Genomic DNA, 19,553 nt, shown 5'->3' on the forward strand with positions numbered 1-19,553 from the left:
TGTGCGCGTCAACGGAGATCGATCCCATGCTGGAGAATCTCGACCGCATCGCCCTGTCGCTCGACGCCATCGAAACCGCTGCCCGCGACGTCGCCATGCATTCCCCCCAGAACGCGCAAGCCCTCTACACCGCGCTCATGGAAATCCGTAACGCCATCGCACTCGTCGCGCAGGAAGTCGTCCGCCTCGAACACGAACTCCACGGGCATAACCCCTCCGGCAACGGGCAATCGTGACATTCCTCGCCTCCGATACTTCAGACGCCTCCTCCCCCGAGTCGCCTGCGCCAGACACCGTTACCCCAAACCCCACCGAGCCACCCACCTGCTGGGACCTCGCCCTCGCCTTCGGCACCATTGGCGCCACCGGCTTCGGCGGCGTCCTGCCCTGGGCGCGACGGATGGTAGTCGACCAGCGGCGCTGGCTCACCGACCGGGAATTCGCCGAATTGCTCCCCCTCGCGCAACTCCTGCCCGGCCCCAACGTCGCCAATATCGCTACCGTCCTCGGACGCCGATTCCGTGGCCCTCGCGGTGCCGCATCCGCCGTCGCCGGCCTCTATTTCTGTCCGACGGTCGTCATCATCCTGATTGGCTACGCCTACGCCCAATGGGGGCAAACACCGCTCGTCCAGCACCTGCTCTCCGGGCTGATGCCCGCCGCCACCGGGCTGGTCATCGCCACATCGGTGCGTCTGCTCGGCGGACTGGAACGCCACTGGACGACACTCGGTTTTGCCGCGGCCACCTTCGTCGGTAGTTTCGTTTTCGGACTCCCGCTGCTGCTCGTGCTCGGCGTTCTCGGCCCCTGCGCCATCCTCACAGCCTACCGGCGTGGCCGGTCGCAGCCGCGAGATGGTCACGATCCTCAAGGTCAAAGCGGCCAGAACGGCAAGACCGGGGAGAAGGGTCAATAAGGACGAGAAGACGACGTCGCCCATGCACACACTCATCGATCTCTTTCTGCACGGCTCGCTCTGGTCGCTGCTCGCGGTCGGCGGCACCAACGTCACCCTCGCCGATATCCACCGTTACGCCGTCGAGACGCGTCACTGGATTACCGACGCGCAGTTCGTCACCTTCTTCTCGCTCGCCCAGGCCGCCCCCGGCCCCAACGGCATGGCCGTCACCCTGATCGGGCTTCAGGCCGCCGGGCTGCCCGGCGCCTTCACCGCCACGCTCGCCAAGTGCGCCCCGAGTTCGCTACTCGCCTATCTGGTCGGCGGATGGGTCGACCGGCACGAGCGCTCGCCTTGGGTGCGGGCCGTGCGCGCCGGCCTCGCGCCCATCACCGTCGGCCTGCTCGCCGCCAGCAGCGCCCTGCTCGCGCGGGAGGTCGATATCAACGTCGCACGCGGCATCGTGACGCTGATCGCGGTCGTCGTTACGCTGCGCACCCGCTGGAACCCCCTCTGGCTGATCGCCGGGGGTAGCCTGCTCGGCCTCACCGGCTGGCTGATGTAAGGCGGTCCGCGCCCCCCTCCGTCAACGCGCCTTCAACGCCCCGTCAACCCTCGTTACGAACCGTCACACAGTGGCCCCACACTGGGGGTGTATGACGCCCGGACAACGGGTCTACAATAGGCAACACGTTTCACAACACGGTGTGTCCCCCGGGAATCCCCATGACCGTCCCCTGTTGTACGTCGCAAGCCGAGGCGCCCTCTGGCACCTCACCCAACGTCACCCGCTCGCGGACCGCACGCGACGGCCCGTCGACGCTCGCATCAACGCATCCATCAACACACGCACCTCAGCACGCATTAGCGCCGCCCGCGACCCTGCATGACCGCTTCGACGTCGTGCGCGCCGCATCCGTCGCTTTCGCACAGGGCCTGTCGGACGCCGACGCCACTGTGCAATCGATGCCGGACGCCAGCCCCATCAAGTGGCACCTTGCTCACACCACCTGGTTTTTCGAGACGTTCTTGCTCGCAGAAGCCAACACCTCGGCCAGCGGACGCTATCGCCCTTACGATCCCCGCTTCGCCTACCTCTTCAACTCGTATTACGAAGCCGCCGGGCCGCGTCATCCGCGCCCCCAGCGCGGACTGCTCTCCCGCCCCACGCTCGACGAAGTACTGGCCTATCGCCGCCACGTCGACGCCGCGATGCACGAGCGCCTGCTGCATGCCGACCTCGCGCCTGAGACCGTCGCGCTCGTCACCCTCGGCCTGCATCACGAAGAGCAGCATCAGGAGCTGATGCACACCGATCTGCTGCACCTGTTCGCGCAGAACCCGCTGCGGCCCGCACATCGGGAGCCATCCACCGTATTACACGCCGCGGCCCCGTTGCAGTGGATCGAACACGACGGCGGGCAGCATCGCATCGGGCATCCGGGCGACGCCAGCCACACAGGCGGCGCGTTCGCCTTCGATTGCGAAACCCCGGCGCATGACGTGCTGCTGCGTCCCTTCGCCATCGCCTCGCGCGTGGTGACGAACGGCGAATGGCGTGCGTTCATCGAAGACGGCGGTTACCGCATGGCAGGACTCTGGCTCTCGGATGGCTGGGCGACGGTGCAACGCGAAGGCTGGGGCCACCCGCTGTACTGGGAACTGCATCAGGGCGAATGGCAATCGATGACACTCGCGGGCATGCAACCTGTCGACGACGACGCGCCCCTGCAACACGTCAGCTACTTCGAAGCCGACGCCTTCGCGCGCTGGGCCGGCAAGCGTCTGCCGACAGAACAGGAATGGGAGGTGGCGGCCAACGTCTCGTCGCCCGCGCAACCAACGATGGAGCAACGCTTTGGCCCCGTATGGCAATGGACGGCAAGCCCGTACGTCGCCTACCCGGGATTCCGGACGGCATCGGGGGCCGTCGGCGAGTACAACGGCAAATTCATGTGCGGACAGTTCGTGCTGCGCGGCGGCTCGCTCGCCACGCCGCCGGGACACGCACGCGCCACGTACCGTAACTTCTTCTACCCGCATCAGCGCTGGCAGTTCTGCGGCCTGAGGCTCGCGGAGGACCGTTGATGTTGCAAGCCACGCAATCCAATCAAGCCGCAGCGTTCGTCTGCCCGTCGCTGCCGGAGAACGCCTTCGCCACCGACGTGCTCACCGGCCTCGGCCATACCCCGAAGACCCTGCCGAGCGTCTGGCTCTACGACCAGCGCGGCAGTGAACTCTTCGAGGAGATCACGGGACTCGACGAGTACTATCAGACGCGCACCGAAACGGCCCTGCTCGGGGAATGCGCCGCCGCCATCGCAGATGTGATCGGGCCCGACGCCGTCGTCGTCGAGTTCGGCAGCGGCTCCAGTCGCAAGACCCCGCTGCTGCTCGACGCACTCGTCACGCCACGGGCCTACGTGCCCGTCGACATCGCAGACGAGTTTCTCGACGATGCCGTCGCCACGCTCGCACGCCGCTGCCCGGGCATTCCGATGCTGCCGGTACGGGCGGACTTCACGCGTCCGTTCCATCTGCCGCCGCAGTTGCAGAACACGCAAGGTCCACAAGGTCCACGATTAGGCTTCTTCCCCGGGTCGACCATCGGCAACTTCGCACCCGCGCAAGCCGCCGCGTTCCTCGCGCACGTGGGCAAGATGCTCGGCCCGCGACGCCGCATGGTCGTCGGTGTCGACGCCTGCAAGGACCCCGCCGTGCTGCTGCCCGCCTACGACGACGCGCGCGGTGTGACGGCGCAGTTCGATCTGAACGTGCTCGTGCGCATCAACCGCGAACTCGACGGCAACCTGCCGCTCGATGCCTTCCGTCACGAAGCCCGCTTCAACGCCGGGGCGAGCCGCATCGAAATGCATCTGGTCGCGCAGCGTCCCTTCACGGCAACGGTGCTAGGCAAGCCCTTGCGCTTCACCGCGGGCGAGTCCATCCATACTGAGAACTCCTACAAATATGGACAGACGGAGTTTCGCGCACTGGCGAACTCTGCGGGCTGGGATATCGAACGCGTCTGGCTCGACGCCCGCTCACGCTTCGCCGTCTACCTGCTACGCCCCGTCAGCGACTAATTCCCGCTGAGCCGACGCGCTCGTCAGAGCGCCGAACGCCATCGAAATCCCCGCCCCACGAGGATGACACCGGACACCCGATGTCATCCTCCTCACATATCGGACACGACCAGACGCCGCCTCCACAAGGCGTTGAAAGAAAATGTGCGCCGGACGCTAAAGTTTTTGCATCGTTTTGCCGTTGATGCATGCAGACTCATGCTGCGCGCAACGCGAATCACCAATTCCGTGCGACGCAGACCATCTCACAGCGCACGGCCACGACCGCAGCGCACCGTTTATACGAATCGCTGCACATGACTTCACGCGCAATGGGGATGCACGTGGCACGAGCTTCGGCGGCAGCGCCTGTGGCTCGATGCACTCATACGGACGCCGGGCCGCCCGGCACGACTTCGCTCGTGCAACGCGCGCGCATCGCCGTTGCCGACGAAAGCGCGACGATCATGGCGATCGCGACGCAGGAGTCGTGCCGATGAGTCGCGTCGCCCTCACCCTCTCCGACACCGCACTCGCCGATCTGCAAAAGGACTTCGACGCCTTCGTGCGCATCTCGTCCGCCGTCGATCGTCATTTCACGCCCCCGTCGTTCGACGACTTCCTGCGCGCCCGCCTGCTCGACAGCACCGTGCCGCTCACGGAAGCCGCCGTGGCGCAGTTGCTCGCCGGGGGGCACTACGCGTGGGCCAAGCGCACCTTCGACAAGCAGTTTCCGGATGTCGTCTCGATCATCCTGAATCAGGCGCGTCAGCATGGGTTCTACTTCGTATCGCGCCCGGAATGGTCGCGTGAAGACATGGCGCGTCAGGCCAGCCGCTGGGCCGAAGGGATCGTGCGTGAAGCGAAGGGGGAAGAACGTATCGTGGAGTCGCTCGCCGGGCAGATCGTGACTTCGGCGCAGGACCTGCGCACGCTGGAAGCGACCTTGCAGACGCCGGCATGGCGCACCGCTTCGGTGCTGCGCGAGCGCGTATTCGAAGCGAAGCGCAGCGTGGAAACCGCCCGCACACTGCTGGCCCGGGAAAAGCTCGGTGAATTGCGCGCGCTGCTCGACCTCGCCGTCATTTACGGTTCGGTCGGCGCTCAGGAAGCCGATCAGATTCTTGAGTATCTGGGCGTGCTGCGTCCCGAACTGTTCAACGACGATCCCGGCATCTTCGAGCGCCTCGCCGCCTGGTTGCGACGCCTGCTCACGCCGAGCATCCCGCGCGCCACGCCGGCCCCGGAAGTTCAGGTGCCCACGCTCGGCACCGAAGTCCCGCATCAGAACGCAGAGCCGCTGCAAACGCCCGTCGCTCGCTAATCGCCGGACGGCGGCAGGCGTATCGCGCCCGCCGGAGGTCGATGAGGGGTGGGCGTCCCATCAAGGCACTGCGCTGCGATGACGCCCATCACAACGCGCGGCCGATCTCACCGATTGAAGATCAGCGCCACACCGGCGCTCGCGATCAGCGCGCCCCACCACGCACCCGCCGCCGGACGCTGCCGGGTGCGAATCCACAGCAGCGGCAGCACCATCACCGGCGTGGTGGCCGAGAGCGTTGCGATCACCCCCGTATTGCCGTGCCCCATGCCGTACAGCAGCAACGTCATGCCGACGGCCACGCCGACGAAGCCGGACGCCGCCGTGAGTGCGAGCGTTCCCGGCGTGAACGCGGAGAAGATCGCGCGACCGCGACGTGCCGCAATGATCGTCAGCCCCAGCGCCGACACACCCACGCGCACCGCGGACGCCCCAACCGGGTCCACCCCCGCCGCCATGACCGGCTTGGCGATCAATGTGCCGATGGAGTGACACAGCGCCGCCGTCAGGCCGATGGCGACGCCCACTCGCACGTCGCCTCGCACCGACTCCCAGTGATGGGCATCTTCGCGACGACCACCAAACGCGATCGCCAGCGCCACGCCTGCCGTCACCAACGCCACACCGACCACCGCCCGCCATCCAAGCGCCTCGCCCAGCCAGAAATAGCCGAGCACGGCCGTCATCGGAGCGTTGGTCGCGAAGACGATGGAGTTACGTCGCGGCCCGAGCCGGCCGAGCGACGTGTAAAGAATCGTGTCCCCGACGAGAATGCCGATCAGCCCCGACGCCGTGAGTCGCAGCCATTGCTCCAACGTGAGCGACGGCCAGCCGCGCAGCACCGCGAGCGCAAACAGCAGCATCGCGAACACCAGCAACATCCGGGCGTAATTGAAGGGGAACGAACCGGCCTGACGGACAGGCGTGATGGCGATCATGCCGCTGCAAGCCCAGCAGAGGGCGGCACCGAGCGCGGCGAGGTAGGCGAGTTGGGTTGTCATGGTCAGGGGGCGGACGGCGCAGAGCCGCAACCGCCCCCGCCGTTGGGACGCCATTATACGAGTCACATGCCCCATTCGGGGGCATGAATTGCTCGCGACTACCCACCATCACTCGCCACCGCTCACTGACCAGCGTGAACGCGCAAGCGTCACATCGCTTCGTCGAGCCGATACAACGCGTCGAACATCACGCGATAAGCCGCCGCCACCCCATATGCCCCACGCAGCATCCGCAAGCGCGACGGCACGTCCGGCTCGCCCGCGTCCTCGACCCATTGCGACAGCAGCGCCGTGCCGCCGCAAACGCTCGCGTCGTGCCGGGCATGCGCGCACACGGCGGCGAAGCCATCTGCCGCCGACGGATATCGCTGTGCGAGCGCGTCGAACTGCGCTTCGATCTCGCTGGCTGCCCGTATGGTCGACGGCGCCTGACACAGCGCACAGCAACCGACATAGGCCGGCATGTCGCCCGCCGCGCCGATGATGAAGTCGATGAGCGCGTGCGTCGCGTCGAATGCGCCGCTGTCCAGAAACGTCCGTGCAGCGGGACCGCATCGCAGCAACCCGGCCGCGAGCATCGTCGATTGCCCGCGCTGCTCGCGATACTGACGCAACAGCAGCGGCCGCAGTGCGGTGTCCGTGCAACGCTCGACGGCAATGCGGTTGTGGACGTCGGCCCCCGCTGCGCGATGGTAGAGCTGCGCGAGAAACGCCAGCACCTGAATGTCGCTCGACTCGCCGGCGAGAAAGCGCGCCCAGAACGGCGCCGCGAAGATGCCTCGCACCCAGTCGTCGCAAATCCGGCCGAACGCCGGCACGATGTCGCGACGCGTCGCGGGCAAGACATGCACCAGCGCTTCGTCGACGAGCGTCGCCAGCCACGTGCCGGGCATCGGCGCTTCGGCGAGCAGTACACCGTGTTTCACGCGCTCCAGCCACAGGGCGGTATCGGCGGGGGCATCGTGCAACGTGCACGACACTTCGTGAGACGAGACGGTCACCGCGTCCGGCGCACACGTCCATTGCGCATGCGGCGACGCGATCACCCAAACGGCAGTACCGGCCGACGCGCACGACGCCTCCGATACCGTCGACTTGCCCCCTGCCTCAGCGGCACCACACATGACGGATGCAACACTCATCGGACGATGGCTCCCAGCACGGTCAGACATTCGGGCGAGACACTGCGCACCACTTCGATGCGCAACGCCTCGCGCGCGGCGGCATCCATCCCCGGCGGTTGCGCGGCCTCCGCCACACCGCCGCGCCGACTGTTGCGTGGTTTGCCACGTCCCGCACTGGCATGGCGTGACACGTCGGCGGCTTCCGGCGAGGACGGCGTCCCGCGTGCGGGCGCCGCCTTCGGTGCATCCAGAACGACGGGGAGAAACGGAAAGGGCATAGGCGATGGATTTGACGAATGGGACGACATGTCGACTCCTGTCGGCTGTTGAACGACTGCGCAATGGACTCGGGCAATGGCGCACCCGCAGAGGCAACCACCGGCTCGCAAAGTGGGATATCGACGACGCGGCCGGCGGGGAGAGCGACTACCTTAGAAAATCCGGGCCGGGTGCGGAAGGAGCCGAAACTCTAGGACGATTCACATTCCGCGGATTGTGATCCGTCCGAAATTCCCGTCGAGCAGCCAACCGTCAGCCTTTCCGTGCCATGGGATGTCACACGAAACGGACGATTTCCCAAGTGTCGACGGCGTCAATTTTGAGAAATATCCCAAGAACAAAAGGCGATCCGAAGAAGACACGCCGCTTGCCTGCGACGTCGAAAGCGTTCTCACCGTTGTCATGCCGGGCAGACGACTCGCGTCCCGATGTCGCACCGGCGCCTGCGCGATGCACGCCAGAGCGCGAGTACAATCGATCGCACGCCATACGTCGCCATTCAAGGAGTGACAGCCATGCATCTCTATCAGCGTCTGCCGATCTTTGTTTTCGAGATCGAAGCCTGCGAAAACCTGAAGTACATCACGATGGCGATTCGCTTCAATCTGGATCGCAACGGCCAGCATCTGTCGCTGGTGGACTGGCAACGGCTGCCGCAGGAAGCGCGCGAGACGCTGGCCTCGTGCGTGCCGGGCGACGATGACTTTGCGGCGCGTCTGGACGAGATTGCCCGCCAGCATCTCGGGCAGGAAGTCGAGCGCAGTGTCGATCCCGCGCCGACGGCGTGGCAGGACATGAACGCCCTGCCGCCGGGGTTGCTGAAACAATGCGAAATGGCGGATCTATTGCCGCCGGACGTCGGCAACTGGGGCACGCTGACGCCGTTCCGACGCTACGTGCTCACGAAGCTTTCGCGCCGCGACACACTCAATCACTGCTTCGTGCCGGCAATGCTCGAATTCGGGCTGGCGCAGACACTGGCCGAACTCTGAGCCCTTTTGAGCGACGCCTAGGTGTCTCACACCCTCCGGCGTCGCTTGCCCCGCGCGCTCAGGTCACCGGCGCCGGATTGAACAGCGTGAGCGCGTTGTGCAGGCCCCATCGCTCGGCCCACGTTTTCTCACCGCTGGCCACCGCGAGCATGAGGTGGAACAACTGCCAGCCGATGTCTTCGATCGTGGCTTCGCCGGTTGCGATGCGTCCGGCATCCACATCCATCAGATCGTGCCACCGACGCGCCAGATCCGAGCGTGTCGCCACCTTGATGACGGGCACTTCGGCGAGTCCGTACGGCGTGCCCCGCCCTGTCGTGAACACATGCAGGTTGATGCCTGCTGCGAGTTGCAGCGTGCCGCAAATGAAGTCGCTGGCTGGCGTGGCCGCGTAGATCAACCCGCGCTGATGCGCCCGGTCGAGCTTCGCGCCCGGCGACACCACCCCGTGAATCGGCCCGCTGCCTGACTTCACGATCGACCCCATCGCCTTCTCGACGATGTTCGACAGACCGCCACGCTTGTTGCCCGGTGTGGTGTTGGCGCTGCGGTCGACACGGCCGCGCTCCAGATACGCGTCGTACCAGGCCATCTCGCGAATCATCGCTTCGGCCACCTCGGGCGTTGCCGCGCGCGACGTCAACTGATCGATGCCGTCGCGCACCTCGGTGACCTCCGAGAACATGACCGTCGCCCCCGCCCGCACGAGCAGGTCGGTGGCGAAGCCTACGGCCGGATTGGCCGTCACGCCGGAGAACGCGTCGCTGCCGCCGCACTGCACGCCGACCACCAGTTCGGACGCCGGCACTGTCTCGCGCCGGCGCGCATCGAGCCGCGCCAGATGCGTGCGCGCCGTCGACAGAATCGAATCGATCATCGACAGGAAGCCGACATGGGCGTCGTCCTGCAAGCAGACCGTGTCGGGCTTGCCGTCCGCGCCCGCGCTACCGATGGGAATGCTGCCCTCCGGCAGCAGACGCTCCGGCTGCAACTTCTCGCAGCCCAGACTCACCACCATCACTTCGCCGCCGAAGTTCGGGTTCGTGGCGATGTTGCGCAGCGTGCGGATAGGGACGATGGCGTCCGGTGCGTCGATGGCAACGCCGCACCCGTAGGTATGCTCCAGCGCGACAACGTCGTCGACATTCGGATACTGCGGCAGCAACGTCTCCTTGATGCGCTTGACCGCGAACTCGACCACACCCGCCACGCACTGCACCGTGGTCGTGATCGCCAGAATGTTGCGCGTGCCCACGGAACCGTCGGCATTGCGATAGCCCTGGAACGTAAAACCTTCGAGCGGTGGCAACTCGGCCGGCACACGCGTGCCGATCGGCAGACGATCCAGCGACGGTGCTTCGGGCATCGTCAGGTTGCGCTCGTTGACCCAGCTTCCCGCAGGCAGCACACGCGCGGCATAGCCGATCACCACGCCATAGCGGATCACCGCGGCCCCCTCGGCCAGATCGGTCAGCGCGACCTTGTGGCCTTGCGGTACGGCGTCGACCAGCGTGAGACCGTCCGCGAACCGGCTGCCAGCGGGCAGCCCACCGTCGTTCACCACAATGGCGACGTTGTCGTCCGCCTGCATCCGGATATAGCGCGGCACCGCCTGCCCCACACCGCCGCTGTCGTTCATCGATCCCTTCGACGTCATTTCGCTCGCTCCTCCCCCTGACTATCCCGCACCGGCGTCACGCCACGCTCACACGTCTGAATGCATGCGATCTGTCGCGCCATACCGACACAGGCACAAAAACCGGCGGCAGTCGTTGATGTTCTCTCAACCACCCGTCACTTATGCGTCATCATACATCTAGATACCCCGCTACGCGCGGACTTCCGGGGTTCTCGCAGAATCAGGAAAAACCCTTCCGAGGCCTTTTGCGGGTTTATCCCACTGCCATTCGACGGGTCAGCCTCTTGTCCGACCTCATCACATGTTATACGATGACATATAACTCAGCGCCGAGCGCTGGTTGAGCGCCATCTTTATTCATCGAATCCGGCCCTGTGGCCGACAGGAACTCTTGAAATGACCGCACCTCAAGAACTCAAGCAGATCGTCTCCGACGGCTTGTTGTCTTTCCCCGTGACCGACTTCGACGCTAACGGCGACTTCAACGCACGCGGCTACGCGGCGCGTCTGGAGTGGCTGGCGCCGTTCGGCGCGACGGCGCTCTTCGCCGCGGGCGGCACGGGCGAGTTCTTCTCGCTCACCCCGCAGGACTACAGCGCCGTCATCAAGACGGCCGTGGACACCTGCGCCGGCAAAGTGCCAATTCTCGCGGGTGCCGGCGGCCCGACGCGTCTGGCGATCGAATATGCGCAGGAAGCCGAGCGTCTGGGGGCGAAGGGCGTGCTGCTCATGCCGCATTACCTGACCGAAGCGAGCCTCGACGGCATCGCCGCGCACGTCGAACAGGTCTGCAAGGCCGTGAACATCGGCGTGATCGTCTACAACCGTGCGAACTCGAAGCTCGGCGCCGACCAGCTCGAACGTCTGGCCGAGACCTGCCCGAACCTGATCGGTTTCAAGGACGGCGTGGGTGACATCGAGCGCATGGTGCAGATCCGTCGCCGCATGGGCGATCGTTTCTCGTATCTGGGCGGTCTGCCCACGGCGGAAGTCTACGCCGCCGCTTACCGTGCCCTGGGCGTGCCGGTGTATTCGTCGGCCGTGTTCAACTTCATCCCGAAGACCGCGATGAAGTTCTATCACGCCGTGTGCAACAACGATCAGGAGACGATGGGCCATCTGCTCGACACGTTCTTCCTGCCGTATCTGGAGATTCGCAACCGTCGCGCGGGTTACGCCGTGAGCATCGTCAAGGCAGGCGCGAAGCTGGTCGGTCACGATGCCGGTCCGGTGCGCGCACCGTTGACCGATCTGCTGCCGAATGAGCTCGAAGCGCTCGACGCCCTCATCAAGCAAGTCGAAGGCTAAGGGGACCGCTCATGCAGATCACCGGTGAGATGTTGATCGGCCGCGCCGATGTGCGCGGCAGCGCCGGAACGCTCGAAGCGTTCGATCCGTCGCGTGGCGAGCGTCTGGCGCCGTCGTTCGGCGCGGGCACGGTGCAGGACGTCGAACGGGCGTGCGACCTCGCGCGCGCCGCGTTCGATCCGTTCCGTTCGCTGCCGCTGGCCAAACGCGCCGAGTTTCTGGAAGCCGTGGCGCAGGCGATTCTCGATCTGGGCGATGCGCTCATCGAGCGTGCGCACGCCGAGACCGGCCTGCCTGTCGCCCGCCTGCAAGGCGAGCGCGGCCGCACCGTCGGTCAGTTGCGGATGTTCGCCCGCGTGGTGCGCGACGGCCACTTCCTCGATGCCACCATCGACCCCGCACAACCGGCACGTGAGCCGCTGCCGCGCAGCGACCTGCGTCTGGCGAAGATCGGCCTCGGCCCTGTGGCCGTGTTCGGTGCAAGCAATTTCCCGCTGGCGTTTTCGGTAGCGGGTGGCGACACGGCATCGGCGTTTGCCGCCGGTTGCCCGGTGATCGTCAAGGCGCACTCGGCGCATCTGGGCACCTCGGAACTCGTCGCGCGCGCCGTACGTGCCGCCGTACAAAAACTGGATTTGCCGGAAGGCGTGTTCTCGCTGCTCGTGGGTGAGCGTGCCGTTGGCGAAGCGCTGGTCGCGCATCCGGCGATTGCCGCCGTGGGCTTTACCGGTTCGCGTAATGGCGGTCTTGCGCTGCAACGCATCGCACAGTCGCGCGCCGTGCCGATTCCCGTGTATGCCGAGATGAGCAGCATCAATCCGGTGTACCTGCTGCCCGAAGCACTGGCGGCCCGGGGCGAGGCGATCGCCAAGGGGTTCGTCGATTCGCTGACGATGGGCGTCGGCCAGTTCTGTACGAATCCGGGGCTGGTGCTGGGGATTGCGGGCGACGCGCTCGAACGCTTCTGCCAGACGGCATCGGACGCACTCACGGCCAAAGCCGCCGGCACCATGCTCACGCCGGGCATCGCGCAGGCGTACGACAAGGGTGTGGGGCGTCTGGTCGACGAACCGAACGTGACGCTGGTCGCACGCGGTCAGTCGGGCGGTGCGTGTCAGGGTCAGGCTGCGCTGTTCCGCACGACGGCAGCCGAATTCCTCGCGACGCCCGCATTGCACGACGAGATGTTCGGTCCGGCGTCGGTCGTGATTGCCTGCGATACCGTCGACGAGATGATTGCAATCACCGAACGTCTCGAAGGCCAGTTGACGGCGACGTTGCAACTCGACACGGGCGACACCGCGACGGCGCGTCGTCTGCTGCCGAGTCTGGAACGTCGTGCCGGACGCATTCTCGCCAACGGTTTCCCGACCGGCGTCGAAGTGTGTCACGCGATGGTCCACGGCGGCCCGTTCCCCGCGACGTCGAATGCGATGTTCACGTCGGTCGGCGCGTCGGCCATCGATCGCTTCCTGCGTCCGGTGTGCTATCAGGACTTGCCGGATGCGCTCCTGCCGGAAGCCTTGCAAGAGGCCAATCCGCTGGGCCTGTGGCGACTGCGTGACGGCGCGCTTGCGCAGCAGTAAGCCAGTAAGCGACACGCACGCTGAAATGACAAACGCCCTCGGTTCGAGGGCGTTTGTTTTGATACTACGACGATAGCCGCGAAAGCGATGACGTCAGGACGCCGCGCGATCCGGCCGCAGTTCATGCAACATCAGCATGCCGTACAGCGGCGTGACGGGACCGTCCGCCAGCGCCTTGGCGACCGCCTTGAGGTCCGTCGATCCGGGCGCACCGATCAGCGCATAGCCGATCTGACCCTTGCGCCACGTCACCACCCCCATGCTGTCGACCTTCTGCTCCGCGACACCCTGATCGGGGCGCGTATCGCGCACCACACACAGCGCCACGGGATCGCCCTTCGCCGGGAGATACACCATCTGCACCAGCGCGCTGTCCTTCCAGCGCAGACGCTGCACGCGCTTGAACGTCAGCCCTTGCGAGCGCAGATCGGGCACGCTGATGTCGAGCTTGTCGTTCTGACGGATGTCGCTCACGGTGCGCTCGGTGTCGCCGTCGTCCACATGGATGGAAGCGACGGTGTCACGCGCATACAGCTGCTGGTACTCGGCCGCCGCGCGCACCCACGTGCGGCCCTGTTCGGGCTTCGCCGGGGCTGACGCGGTCATGAACCCGCCCGCACCGCCCTGATTCAGCACGCCGGAGAGCAACGGCAACGTGACAGCGGTGGCGGCCACGCCCGCCGCGAATGCAGCAGCGAGCCACCAAGGGCGAACGCGTCGACCGGCCGGGGCGTCGTTGGCTGCCGGCGCCTGATGCAAAGCGTCGACCGCGGCATCGACCTGAACCGGGCGAACCGGAGCGACCGGATCGGCAGCCGTGAGCGTTGCGGGCACTTCCTGCATGTCCTGCGCCCCCGCCGCCTGACGTTGCGCGTGCGAGCGCAGCAGCGCGTCGAGGCTGGCAGTAAGGCTTTCGGGGACGGGCGGGATCGCCTGGGCGGCGAACGTCTCGCGGTACGGCAGACGCGACGCGCGCAACGACTCGACCGCGTCGGCCAATTCGGGCGACGCGGCGATGGCCGCTTCCACTTCCGCGCGCTCCGCTACGGGGAGTGCGCCGTCGACGTAAGCGAGCAGGCGGATATCGTCTTCGTTCATCACGCGTCCTCCTCACGTGCGCCGGCTGCGGGACCGGAGCGATGCTCGCGCTGTGCGCGATCCGCAAGGCGGGGTTGCCCCTCGGGGTTACGAAACTGATCGCCGATGGTTCGGCGGGCTCGCGACAAACGACTCATGACGGTGCCGATAGGCACGTCGAGCACATCTGCCGCCTCCTGATAACTCATTCCCTCCACTGCCACGAGCAGCAGCACGAGGCGCTGCGCTTCGGGCAGACTGTCCACGGCGCCGAAGACCTGGCGATAGCTCGCGAGATCCTCGGGCGTGGACGCCTGAAGATCCGGAATCGCTTCGACGTCGGCCTCGTCCCACGCGAGACTGCCGCGCGAACGCACGCGACGCGCGCGGATCTCGTTGATCCACGTCGTGTGCACGATACTGAACATCCAGCTCAACGCCGAGGTGCCCGGCTGCCACTGGTGCACGCGCTCAAGCGCGTGCACGCAAGCGCGTTGCACGAGATCCTCGGCATCATGACGATCGCCCGTAATACGCAAGGCGAACGCCCAGAGGCGTGGCAGCAAGCCCGGAAGCAAGCTGGGTAAATCCTGACCGGTCATCGGCGAATTTCCTGGCGGAGGGTGCCTGGCGGCAAGCCAGTCCGAAGCATCGCCGGCGAATGCCGCCGGCGCTTGCTGCGAAATTATACTGAGCCGCCGCGATTTTGCGCGGTCCGACCCGGCAGGCCGATATGCCAACACCCTCTCGCTCCCCGTCAGGATTCCCTAAACGCCTGGCTTGCGCCTCGTTGGCGGCCGCTCAGGGCTTGACAACGTGCCACACGTCCTTGACGCCGTCGCCCTTCTTGTCGCCGGCGGCAGCGTCCTTCACGAACAGATACAGCGGCTTGCCCTTGTAGGCCCACTGCTTCATGCCGTCATCGCGCGTCACGATGGAGTAGTTGCCTTCGGCTTTCGCACCCGCGTCGGCCATGACCGGCGGCCAGGCGGTGGCGCACTGGCCGTTACAGACGCTCTTGCCGCTGCCTGCCACATCGTTGTCGAACGTATAGACGGTGCGGCTCTGGGCGTCGACGAGCACGCCATCGGCGGTCTTGAGCGGGACTTCCGCGTGGGCGGCGGCGGCAGCGAACAGACCGGCGGCAGCCACGAGGCTGGTGAGCACAGCGGACATCGATTGACGTTGGTTCATGACTTGGCTCCTGAGTGAAATGTCGTTGTCGACACTCTCTGAACGCTTGGCGCCGACGCTTTATTCCACACCCTTTTATCGATATTTTTTGCTGCGCCGCAGCACGTCGCGACGGCAATCTTCGCGCCGTCACCACGCCGTCATGCGCTCGTCCGCCCCTCGGTCAGCACGGCACAACGCAAGCTCAAGCGCAAACTTTCAACGAACCGTTGATCTCCATCCGCACTCGCCAGGCGGAATAATCGACGTCTTCACGGGGTTTGCCCTGTGGGCAATGCACGCGCCCGGCACACGTTCGCGAACCCTCCGGTGCGCGCATTGACGACCAATAAGAACGATCAGACCAGACACCGATATGAAAGCGCCCTCCCGCTCGTCACTCTCACTGCACTCACCACACTTATCGCATCAGCCGCGACTGAGTGTGGCCGCCCGGCTCGGGCTGAGCTTTACCGTGATCCTCGTCATGATGCTGGCCCTCGCCGCACTCGCCGTGCTGCGCGTGCATGGCATCGAGCGCACGCTCACGAACATCAGCGACAACAACAACGTCAAGCAACAGTACGCCGTGAACTTTCGCGGCAGCGTGCACGACCGCGCCATCGCCGTACGCGACCTCACCCTGGCTGACGATAGCCACGTCGACGAAATCGTCTCGCTCATCGAGCGCCTGAACGCCGACTACCAGCGCTCCGCCGGGCCGATGGACGCCCTCTTTACCCCGGCCAACGCCGGCAACGTCCGCCCCGAAGAGCGCGAAGACCTCGCCGCGATCAAGGCGATCGAGGCGCGCACGCAGCCGATCATCACGCAGGTGATCACGCTGCGCCGTGCGGGCGATCTCGACGGCGCACGACGTCTCGTGCTCGATCAGGCACGCCCGGCCTTCGTGGACTGGCTGGCCGCGATCAACCGCATGATCGATCTGGAAGACCGCACCAGCCATACGGAGTCGATGGAAGCGGTCGCGAGCGCGCACGGGTTCCAGAACGTGATGCTCGCGCTGGTGATCGTGGCGCTGACGTGCGGCGCGGTGATGGCGTTTCTCATCACGCGCCAGTTGCGACGCGCGCTCGGCGCCGAGCCGGACGACGTCAAGGCACTCGCGCTGGCTGTCGACCGTGGCGAGCTGTATCACGAGTTCGACCTGGGCCATGGCGCCTCCGCCAACGGCGCGAACCGTGAGCGCGACACGAGCATCATGGCGTCGCTCGCGGAGATGGCGACCAACCTGCGCCGCGCGGTGACGCAAGTGCGCCACGCCTCGCATGACGTCATCGAGATCAGCCATCGCATCGCGTCGGGCAACCGCGACCTCGCGGCGCGCACGGCCGAGCAGGCCAGTTCGCTGGAACAGACGGCAGCGGCGATGGAAGAACTGACCTCGACCGTCAGTCAGAACGACGAGAACTCGCGCGGCGCCAACGACCTCGCCCACCGTGCCGCCGAAATGGCCGAACAAGGCGGGTCGATGGTCGAACAGGTCGTCACGACGATGTCGTCCATCGATGCGTCTTCACGCAAGATCGTCGACATCATCGCGGTCATCGAAGGCATTGCGTTCCAGACGAACATCCTTGCGCTCAATGCCGCCGTGGAAGCCGCGCGTGCAGGCGAGCAAGGCAAGGGATTCGCCGTGGTGGCAGCGGAAGTGCGCAGCCTCGCAGGACGCAGCTCGGCCGCCGCCAAGGAAGTGAAGCAACTGATCGACGCCTCCGTCTCGCAAGTCGCCTCCGGCACAACGCTCGTGCAGAACGCGGGCAACACGATGCGCGAGATCGTCGCGCGCGTGAAGCAGGTCAGCAACGCCATGGACGAGATCAGCGCCGCCAGCCACGAGCAAAAGCAGGGGATCGAGGAAGTGAACCGCGCGATTGCGTTGATGGATCAGGTGACCTCGCACAATGCCGCGCTGGTGGAAGACGCCGGTACCGCCGCACAGATGCTGCAACAGCAAGCGCAGGCACTCACGCTGGCCGTCGGCCGCTTCCATCTGGAAGCTGACGATGCCGGTCTCGATGCCACGCCGGCCGCCTATGCAACGTCGGTCCAGGCCTCGAACGACGCCGGGCACGACGCGGGCGCGGCCACTCGCCCGGCGAAGGTGCTGCGCGCAAGCTGACGCGCATCTTCCCACCGCCCCTTCACCCCTTCACGTCCGCGCGCAACGGAAAGCTGAGGACCAGCGACGTGCCATTCAGCGCGTCGCTGCTCGCGGTGACTTCACCGCCGTGCAGTTCCACGATGGATTTGACGATCGCCAGACCGAGCCCGGTGCCGCCGGTTCTGGCGTCTTCCTCGTTGTGCCGCGACGGATCGACACGGTAGAGCCGATCGAAGATACGCGGCAAGTGCTCCGGCGCGATCACATCGCCCACGTTATGTACGCGAATCCTCGCGTGTCCGGGCGTCGCGGTGCAAGACACCGAGATCACGCTGCCCGCGCGCGAATGCCGGATGGCATTGACGAGCACGTTCGCCAGCGCACGCCGCACCAGCGCCCGATCGACCTCTGCGGTAGCGTAGCCCTCCACCTTCAGCCCAAGCCCAGCCTCCTCTGCCATCGGCGAGAAGTCCTCGACCAGCGAGACCGCGATAGCCGCCAGCGAACTCGCCTCACGTCGAATTTCCGTATGCGCCGATTCGGCACGCGCGAGAAACAGCATCGTCGAGATCATGTGCGACAGACGCTCGCACTCCTCGATGGCCGACACCAGTACCGCCCGATACTCCGCCGGCGGACGCTCACGCGAGAGCGCAACCTGCGCCTCTCCCATCATGTTCGATATCGGCGTGCGCAAGTCGTGCGCGAGGTCCGACGAGAACTGCGAAAGCCGCGTGAACGACTCGTTCAGCCGCGCGAGCATGCGGTTGAACGCATGCGTGAGGTCGCGAAGTTCCGCAGGGATGTCGTCTTCCGGCAGTGGCTCGCGCTCGTTGCCGAGCCGCTCGCCCGACACCTGTTCAGCGGCGAGGGTGAGCCGTTGCAACGGACGCAGACCGAGCGTCACCAGCCAGAACGTCAACGCCCCGATCAGCACGGTGCCCGCGATTTGCACCGCCAAGGCAGTCAGCGCGAACTGCGTGAGAACGGCCAGCCGCTCCGTCGAGTCCATCTGCACGACGAGGACGACGTGTGCCGCGTCCGGGCCACCGTCGCCGATCACGGCATCCGCCGCGACGTATTGCAGACGCTCGCCCGGCTTACCTCTACCCAGCCGGTGCACATCGTCGTCGCCGGGCGTCTTGCCGGAACCGACACGCGTCAGCTCGCCCGTGGCAGACCGGTACCCCCGGCTCGCCACGAGCGTCTTGCCGTCGGTGTCGAGCACGGCGAAATCGAGATTCTGATGACCGTGCGTCGCGTCGTACCAGCGACGCGGGTCCGCGCCGATCTCGGCCTTCGTCGAGATGCTGCCCAGTTCGTGGCGCAGCGCGGTGACGGTCCCCAACAGATCCTGATGCGCGCGCACCCGCAATTGCTCGGAGAGCGCGAAGTACTGATAGAGCAGAATCAGCGCGAGTACCATGAACTCGCATGCGGCGATGATGAACGTGAGACGCGCGCGCAGCGAACGCGTGCGCCGCGGACGCAACGAGAGGTTCATGACGCCGTGCCCTCACGCCGTTCGAGCACGTAGCCCATGCCTCTGACGGTATGAATCAGCTTGGGCTCGAACGGATCGTCGATCTTCGCGCGCAACCGCCGCATGGTCACATCGACGATGTTGGTGTCGCTGTCGAAATTGACGTCCCACACCTGCGAGGCGATCAGACTGCGCGGCAGGATCTCGCCCTGACGCCGCATCAACAACGCGAGCAACAGGAACTCCTTGGCGGTAAGCACGATGCTCGTTCCCTGACGCACGGCTTTGTGGCCCAGCAGATTCAGTTCTAGATCGCCGACGACGAGCACGTCCGACTCGCGCGTACGCCCTCGTCGCAGGATCGTGCGGATGCGGGCGAGCAGTTCCGCGAAGGCGAACGGCTTGGTCATGTAGTCATCTGCTCCCAGATCCAGCCCCTTGACCCGGTCGCCGAGATCGTCGCGCGCCGTCAGGAACAG

19 protein-coding genes are annotated in these 19,553 nt (G+C 65.9%); 10 read left to right on the top strand and 9 right to left on the bottom strand.

All coding sequences use genetic code 11. The features are described 5' to 3' along the window. Positions 1-26 precede the first annotated feature (26 nt). From A9762_RS14805 to A9762_RS14835, 6 genes are all read left to right on the top strand, one after another. A complete protein-coding gene (locus A9762_RS14805; RefSeq protein ID WP_139133237.1) occupies positions 27-236 on the top strand; it encodes a hypothetical protein in 210 nt (69 codons plus the stop codon). After that, entirely contained in the window at positions 233-916 is a 684-nt protein-coding gene (locus tag A9762_RS14810) for a chromate transporter (RefSeq protein WP_083253933.1), read from the top strand. Before A9762_RS14805 ends, A9762_RS14810 begins: the two co-directional genes overlap by 4 nt. 22 nt (positions 917-938) lie before the next feature. Beyond that, complete coding sequence (locus tag A9762_RS14815; protein ID WP_069342767.1) at positions 939-1,463, top strand: chromate transporter; 525 nt, start codon at positions 939-941, stop codon at positions 1,461-1,463. A gap of 161 nt (positions 1,464-1,624) precedes the next feature. Next, on the top strand, positions 1,625-2,986 hold the full coding sequence (egtB, locus tag A9762_RS14820; RefSeq protein ID WP_083253934.1) for an ergothioneine biosynthesis protein EgtB: 1,362 nt from the start codon (positions 1,625-1,627) through the stop codon (positions 2,984-2,986). After that, positions 2,986-3,984 (top strand): L-histidine N(alpha)-methyltransferase, encoded by a 999-nt coding sequence (egtD, locus tag A9762_RS14825; protein ID WP_069342768.1) that lies wholly within the window; start codon positions 2,986-2,988, stop codon positions 3,982-3,984. The genes egtB and egtD overlap by 1 nt, the downstream gene beginning before the upstream one ends. Positions 3,985-4,459: 475 nt before the next feature. Beyond that, positions 4,460-5,287, top strand: coding sequence for a DUF4088 family protein (locus tag A9762_RS14835; RefSeq protein WP_069342770.1), 828 nt, complete (start codon positions 4,460-4,462; stop codon positions 5,285-5,287). A gap of 107 nt (positions 5,288-5,394) precedes the next feature. Here the strand turns inward: A9762_RS14835 and A9762_RS14840 are convergent, their stop codons facing one another. The 3 genes from A9762_RS14840 to A9762_RS14850 form a co-directional block, all read right to left on the bottom strand. Then, complete coding sequence (locus A9762_RS14840) at positions 5,395-6,288, bottom strand: DMT family transporter (protein ID WP_069342771.1); 894 nt, start codon at positions 6,286-6,288, stop codon at positions 5,395-5,397. Between the two features lie 149 nt (positions 6,289-6,437). Beyond that, positions 6,438-7,430 (bottom strand): hypothetical protein, encoded by a 993-nt coding sequence (locus A9762_RS14845; protein WP_139133238.1) that lies wholly within the window; start codon positions 7,428-7,430, stop codon positions 6,438-6,440. Next, positions 7,427-7,690 (bottom strand): hypothetical protein, encoded by a 264-nt coding sequence (locus tag A9762_RS14850; RefSeq protein WP_069342773.1) that lies wholly within the window; start codon positions 7,688-7,690, stop codon positions 7,427-7,429. Before A9762_RS14850 ends, A9762_RS14845 begins: the two co-directional genes overlap by 4 nt. A gap of 516 nt (positions 7,691-8,206) precedes the next feature. Between A9762_RS14850 and A9762_RS14860 the strand changes: the two genes are divergently transcribed. Beyond that, positions 8,207-8,683: a nitrate reductase associated protein gene (locus A9762_RS14860; protein WP_069342775.1), complete on the top strand. Its 477-nt coding sequence runs from the start codon at positions 8,207-8,209 to the stop codon at positions 8,681-8,683. Positions 8,684-8,741: 58 nt separating this feature from the next. Here the strand turns inward: A9762_RS14860 and garD are convergent, their stop codons facing one another. Next, complete coding sequence (garD, locus tag A9762_RS14865) at positions 8,742-10,340, bottom strand: galactarate dehydratase (protein ID WP_240493572.1); 1,599 nt, start codon at positions 10,338-10,340, stop codon at positions 8,742-8,744. Between the two features lie 378 nt (positions 10,341-10,718). On the opposite strand from garD, the gene kdgD reads away from it, so the two are divergent. Both kdgD and A9762_RS14875 read left to right on the top strand, forming a co-directional pair. Beyond that, complete coding sequence (kdgD, locus tag A9762_RS14870) at positions 10,719-11,630, top strand: 5-dehydro-4-deoxyglucarate dehydratase (protein WP_069342776.1); 912 nt, start codon at positions 10,719-10,721, stop codon at positions 11,628-11,630. An 11-nt stretch (positions 11,631-11,641) separates the two neighbouring features. Continuing rightward, on the top strand, positions 11,642-13,216 hold the full coding sequence (locus A9762_RS14875; protein ID WP_069342777.1) for an aldehyde dehydrogenase (NADP(+)): 1,575 nt from the start codon (positions 11,642-11,644) through the stop codon (positions 13,214-13,216). A gap of 93 nt (positions 13,217-13,309) precedes the next feature. Here the strand turns inward: A9762_RS14875 and A9762_RS14880 are convergent, their stop codons facing one another. From A9762_RS14880 to A9762_RS14890, 3 genes are all read right to left on the bottom strand, one after another. Further along, complete coding sequence (locus A9762_RS14880) at positions 13,310-14,314, bottom strand: anti-sigma factor (protein WP_069342778.1); 1,005 nt, start codon at positions 14,312-14,314, stop codon at positions 13,310-13,312. Then, the gene (locus tag A9762_RS14885) at positions 14,314-14,895 is read right to left on the bottom strand and encodes an RNA polymerase sigma factor (protein WP_069342779.1); all 582 of its coding nucleotides are present in this window, start codon (positions 14,893-14,895) and stop codon (positions 14,314-14,316) included. The genes A9762_RS14880 and A9762_RS14885 overlap by 1 nt, the downstream gene beginning before the upstream one ends. A 199-nt stretch (positions 14,896-15,094) precedes the next feature. Further along, on the bottom strand, positions 15,095-15,487 hold the full coding sequence (locus A9762_RS14890) for a hypothetical protein (protein ID WP_083253935.1): 393 nt from the start codon (positions 15,485-15,487) through the stop codon (positions 15,095-15,097). Positions 15,488-15,911: 424 nt separating this feature from the next. Here A9762_RS14890 and A9762_RS14895 point away from each other — a divergent pair, with 424 nt between their 5' ends. Beyond that, positions 15,912-17,609 carry a methyl-accepting chemotaxis protein gene (locus A9762_RS14895; protein WP_371442993.1) on the top strand — a complete coding sequence of 566 codons (1,698 nt, stop codon included), beginning with the start codon at positions 15,912-15,914 and terminating at the stop codon, positions 17,607-17,609. A gap of 22 nt (positions 17,610-17,631) precedes the next feature. On the opposite strand, the gene A9762_RS14900 is transcribed toward A9762_RS14895, so the two are convergent. Both A9762_RS14900 and A9762_RS14905 read right to left on the bottom strand, forming a co-directional pair. Further along, positions 17,632-19,095, bottom strand: coding sequence for a heavy metal sensor histidine kinase (locus A9762_RS14900; RefSeq protein WP_069342780.1), 1,464 nt, complete (start codon positions 19,093-19,095; stop codon positions 17,632-17,634). Next, on the bottom strand, positions 19,092-19,553 hold a 462-nt coding region (locus A9762_RS14905; protein ID WP_069342781.1), incomplete at its 5' end, for a winged helix-turn-helix domain-containing protein. The genes A9762_RS14900 and A9762_RS14905, both read right to left, overlap by 4 nt.

The organism is Pandoraea sp. ISTKB, assembly GCF_001721285.1.
In the GTDB taxonomy this organism is placed as follows: domain Bacteria; phylum Pseudomonadota; class Gammaproteobacteria; order Burkholderiales; family Burkholderiaceae; genus Pandoraea; species Pandoraea capi.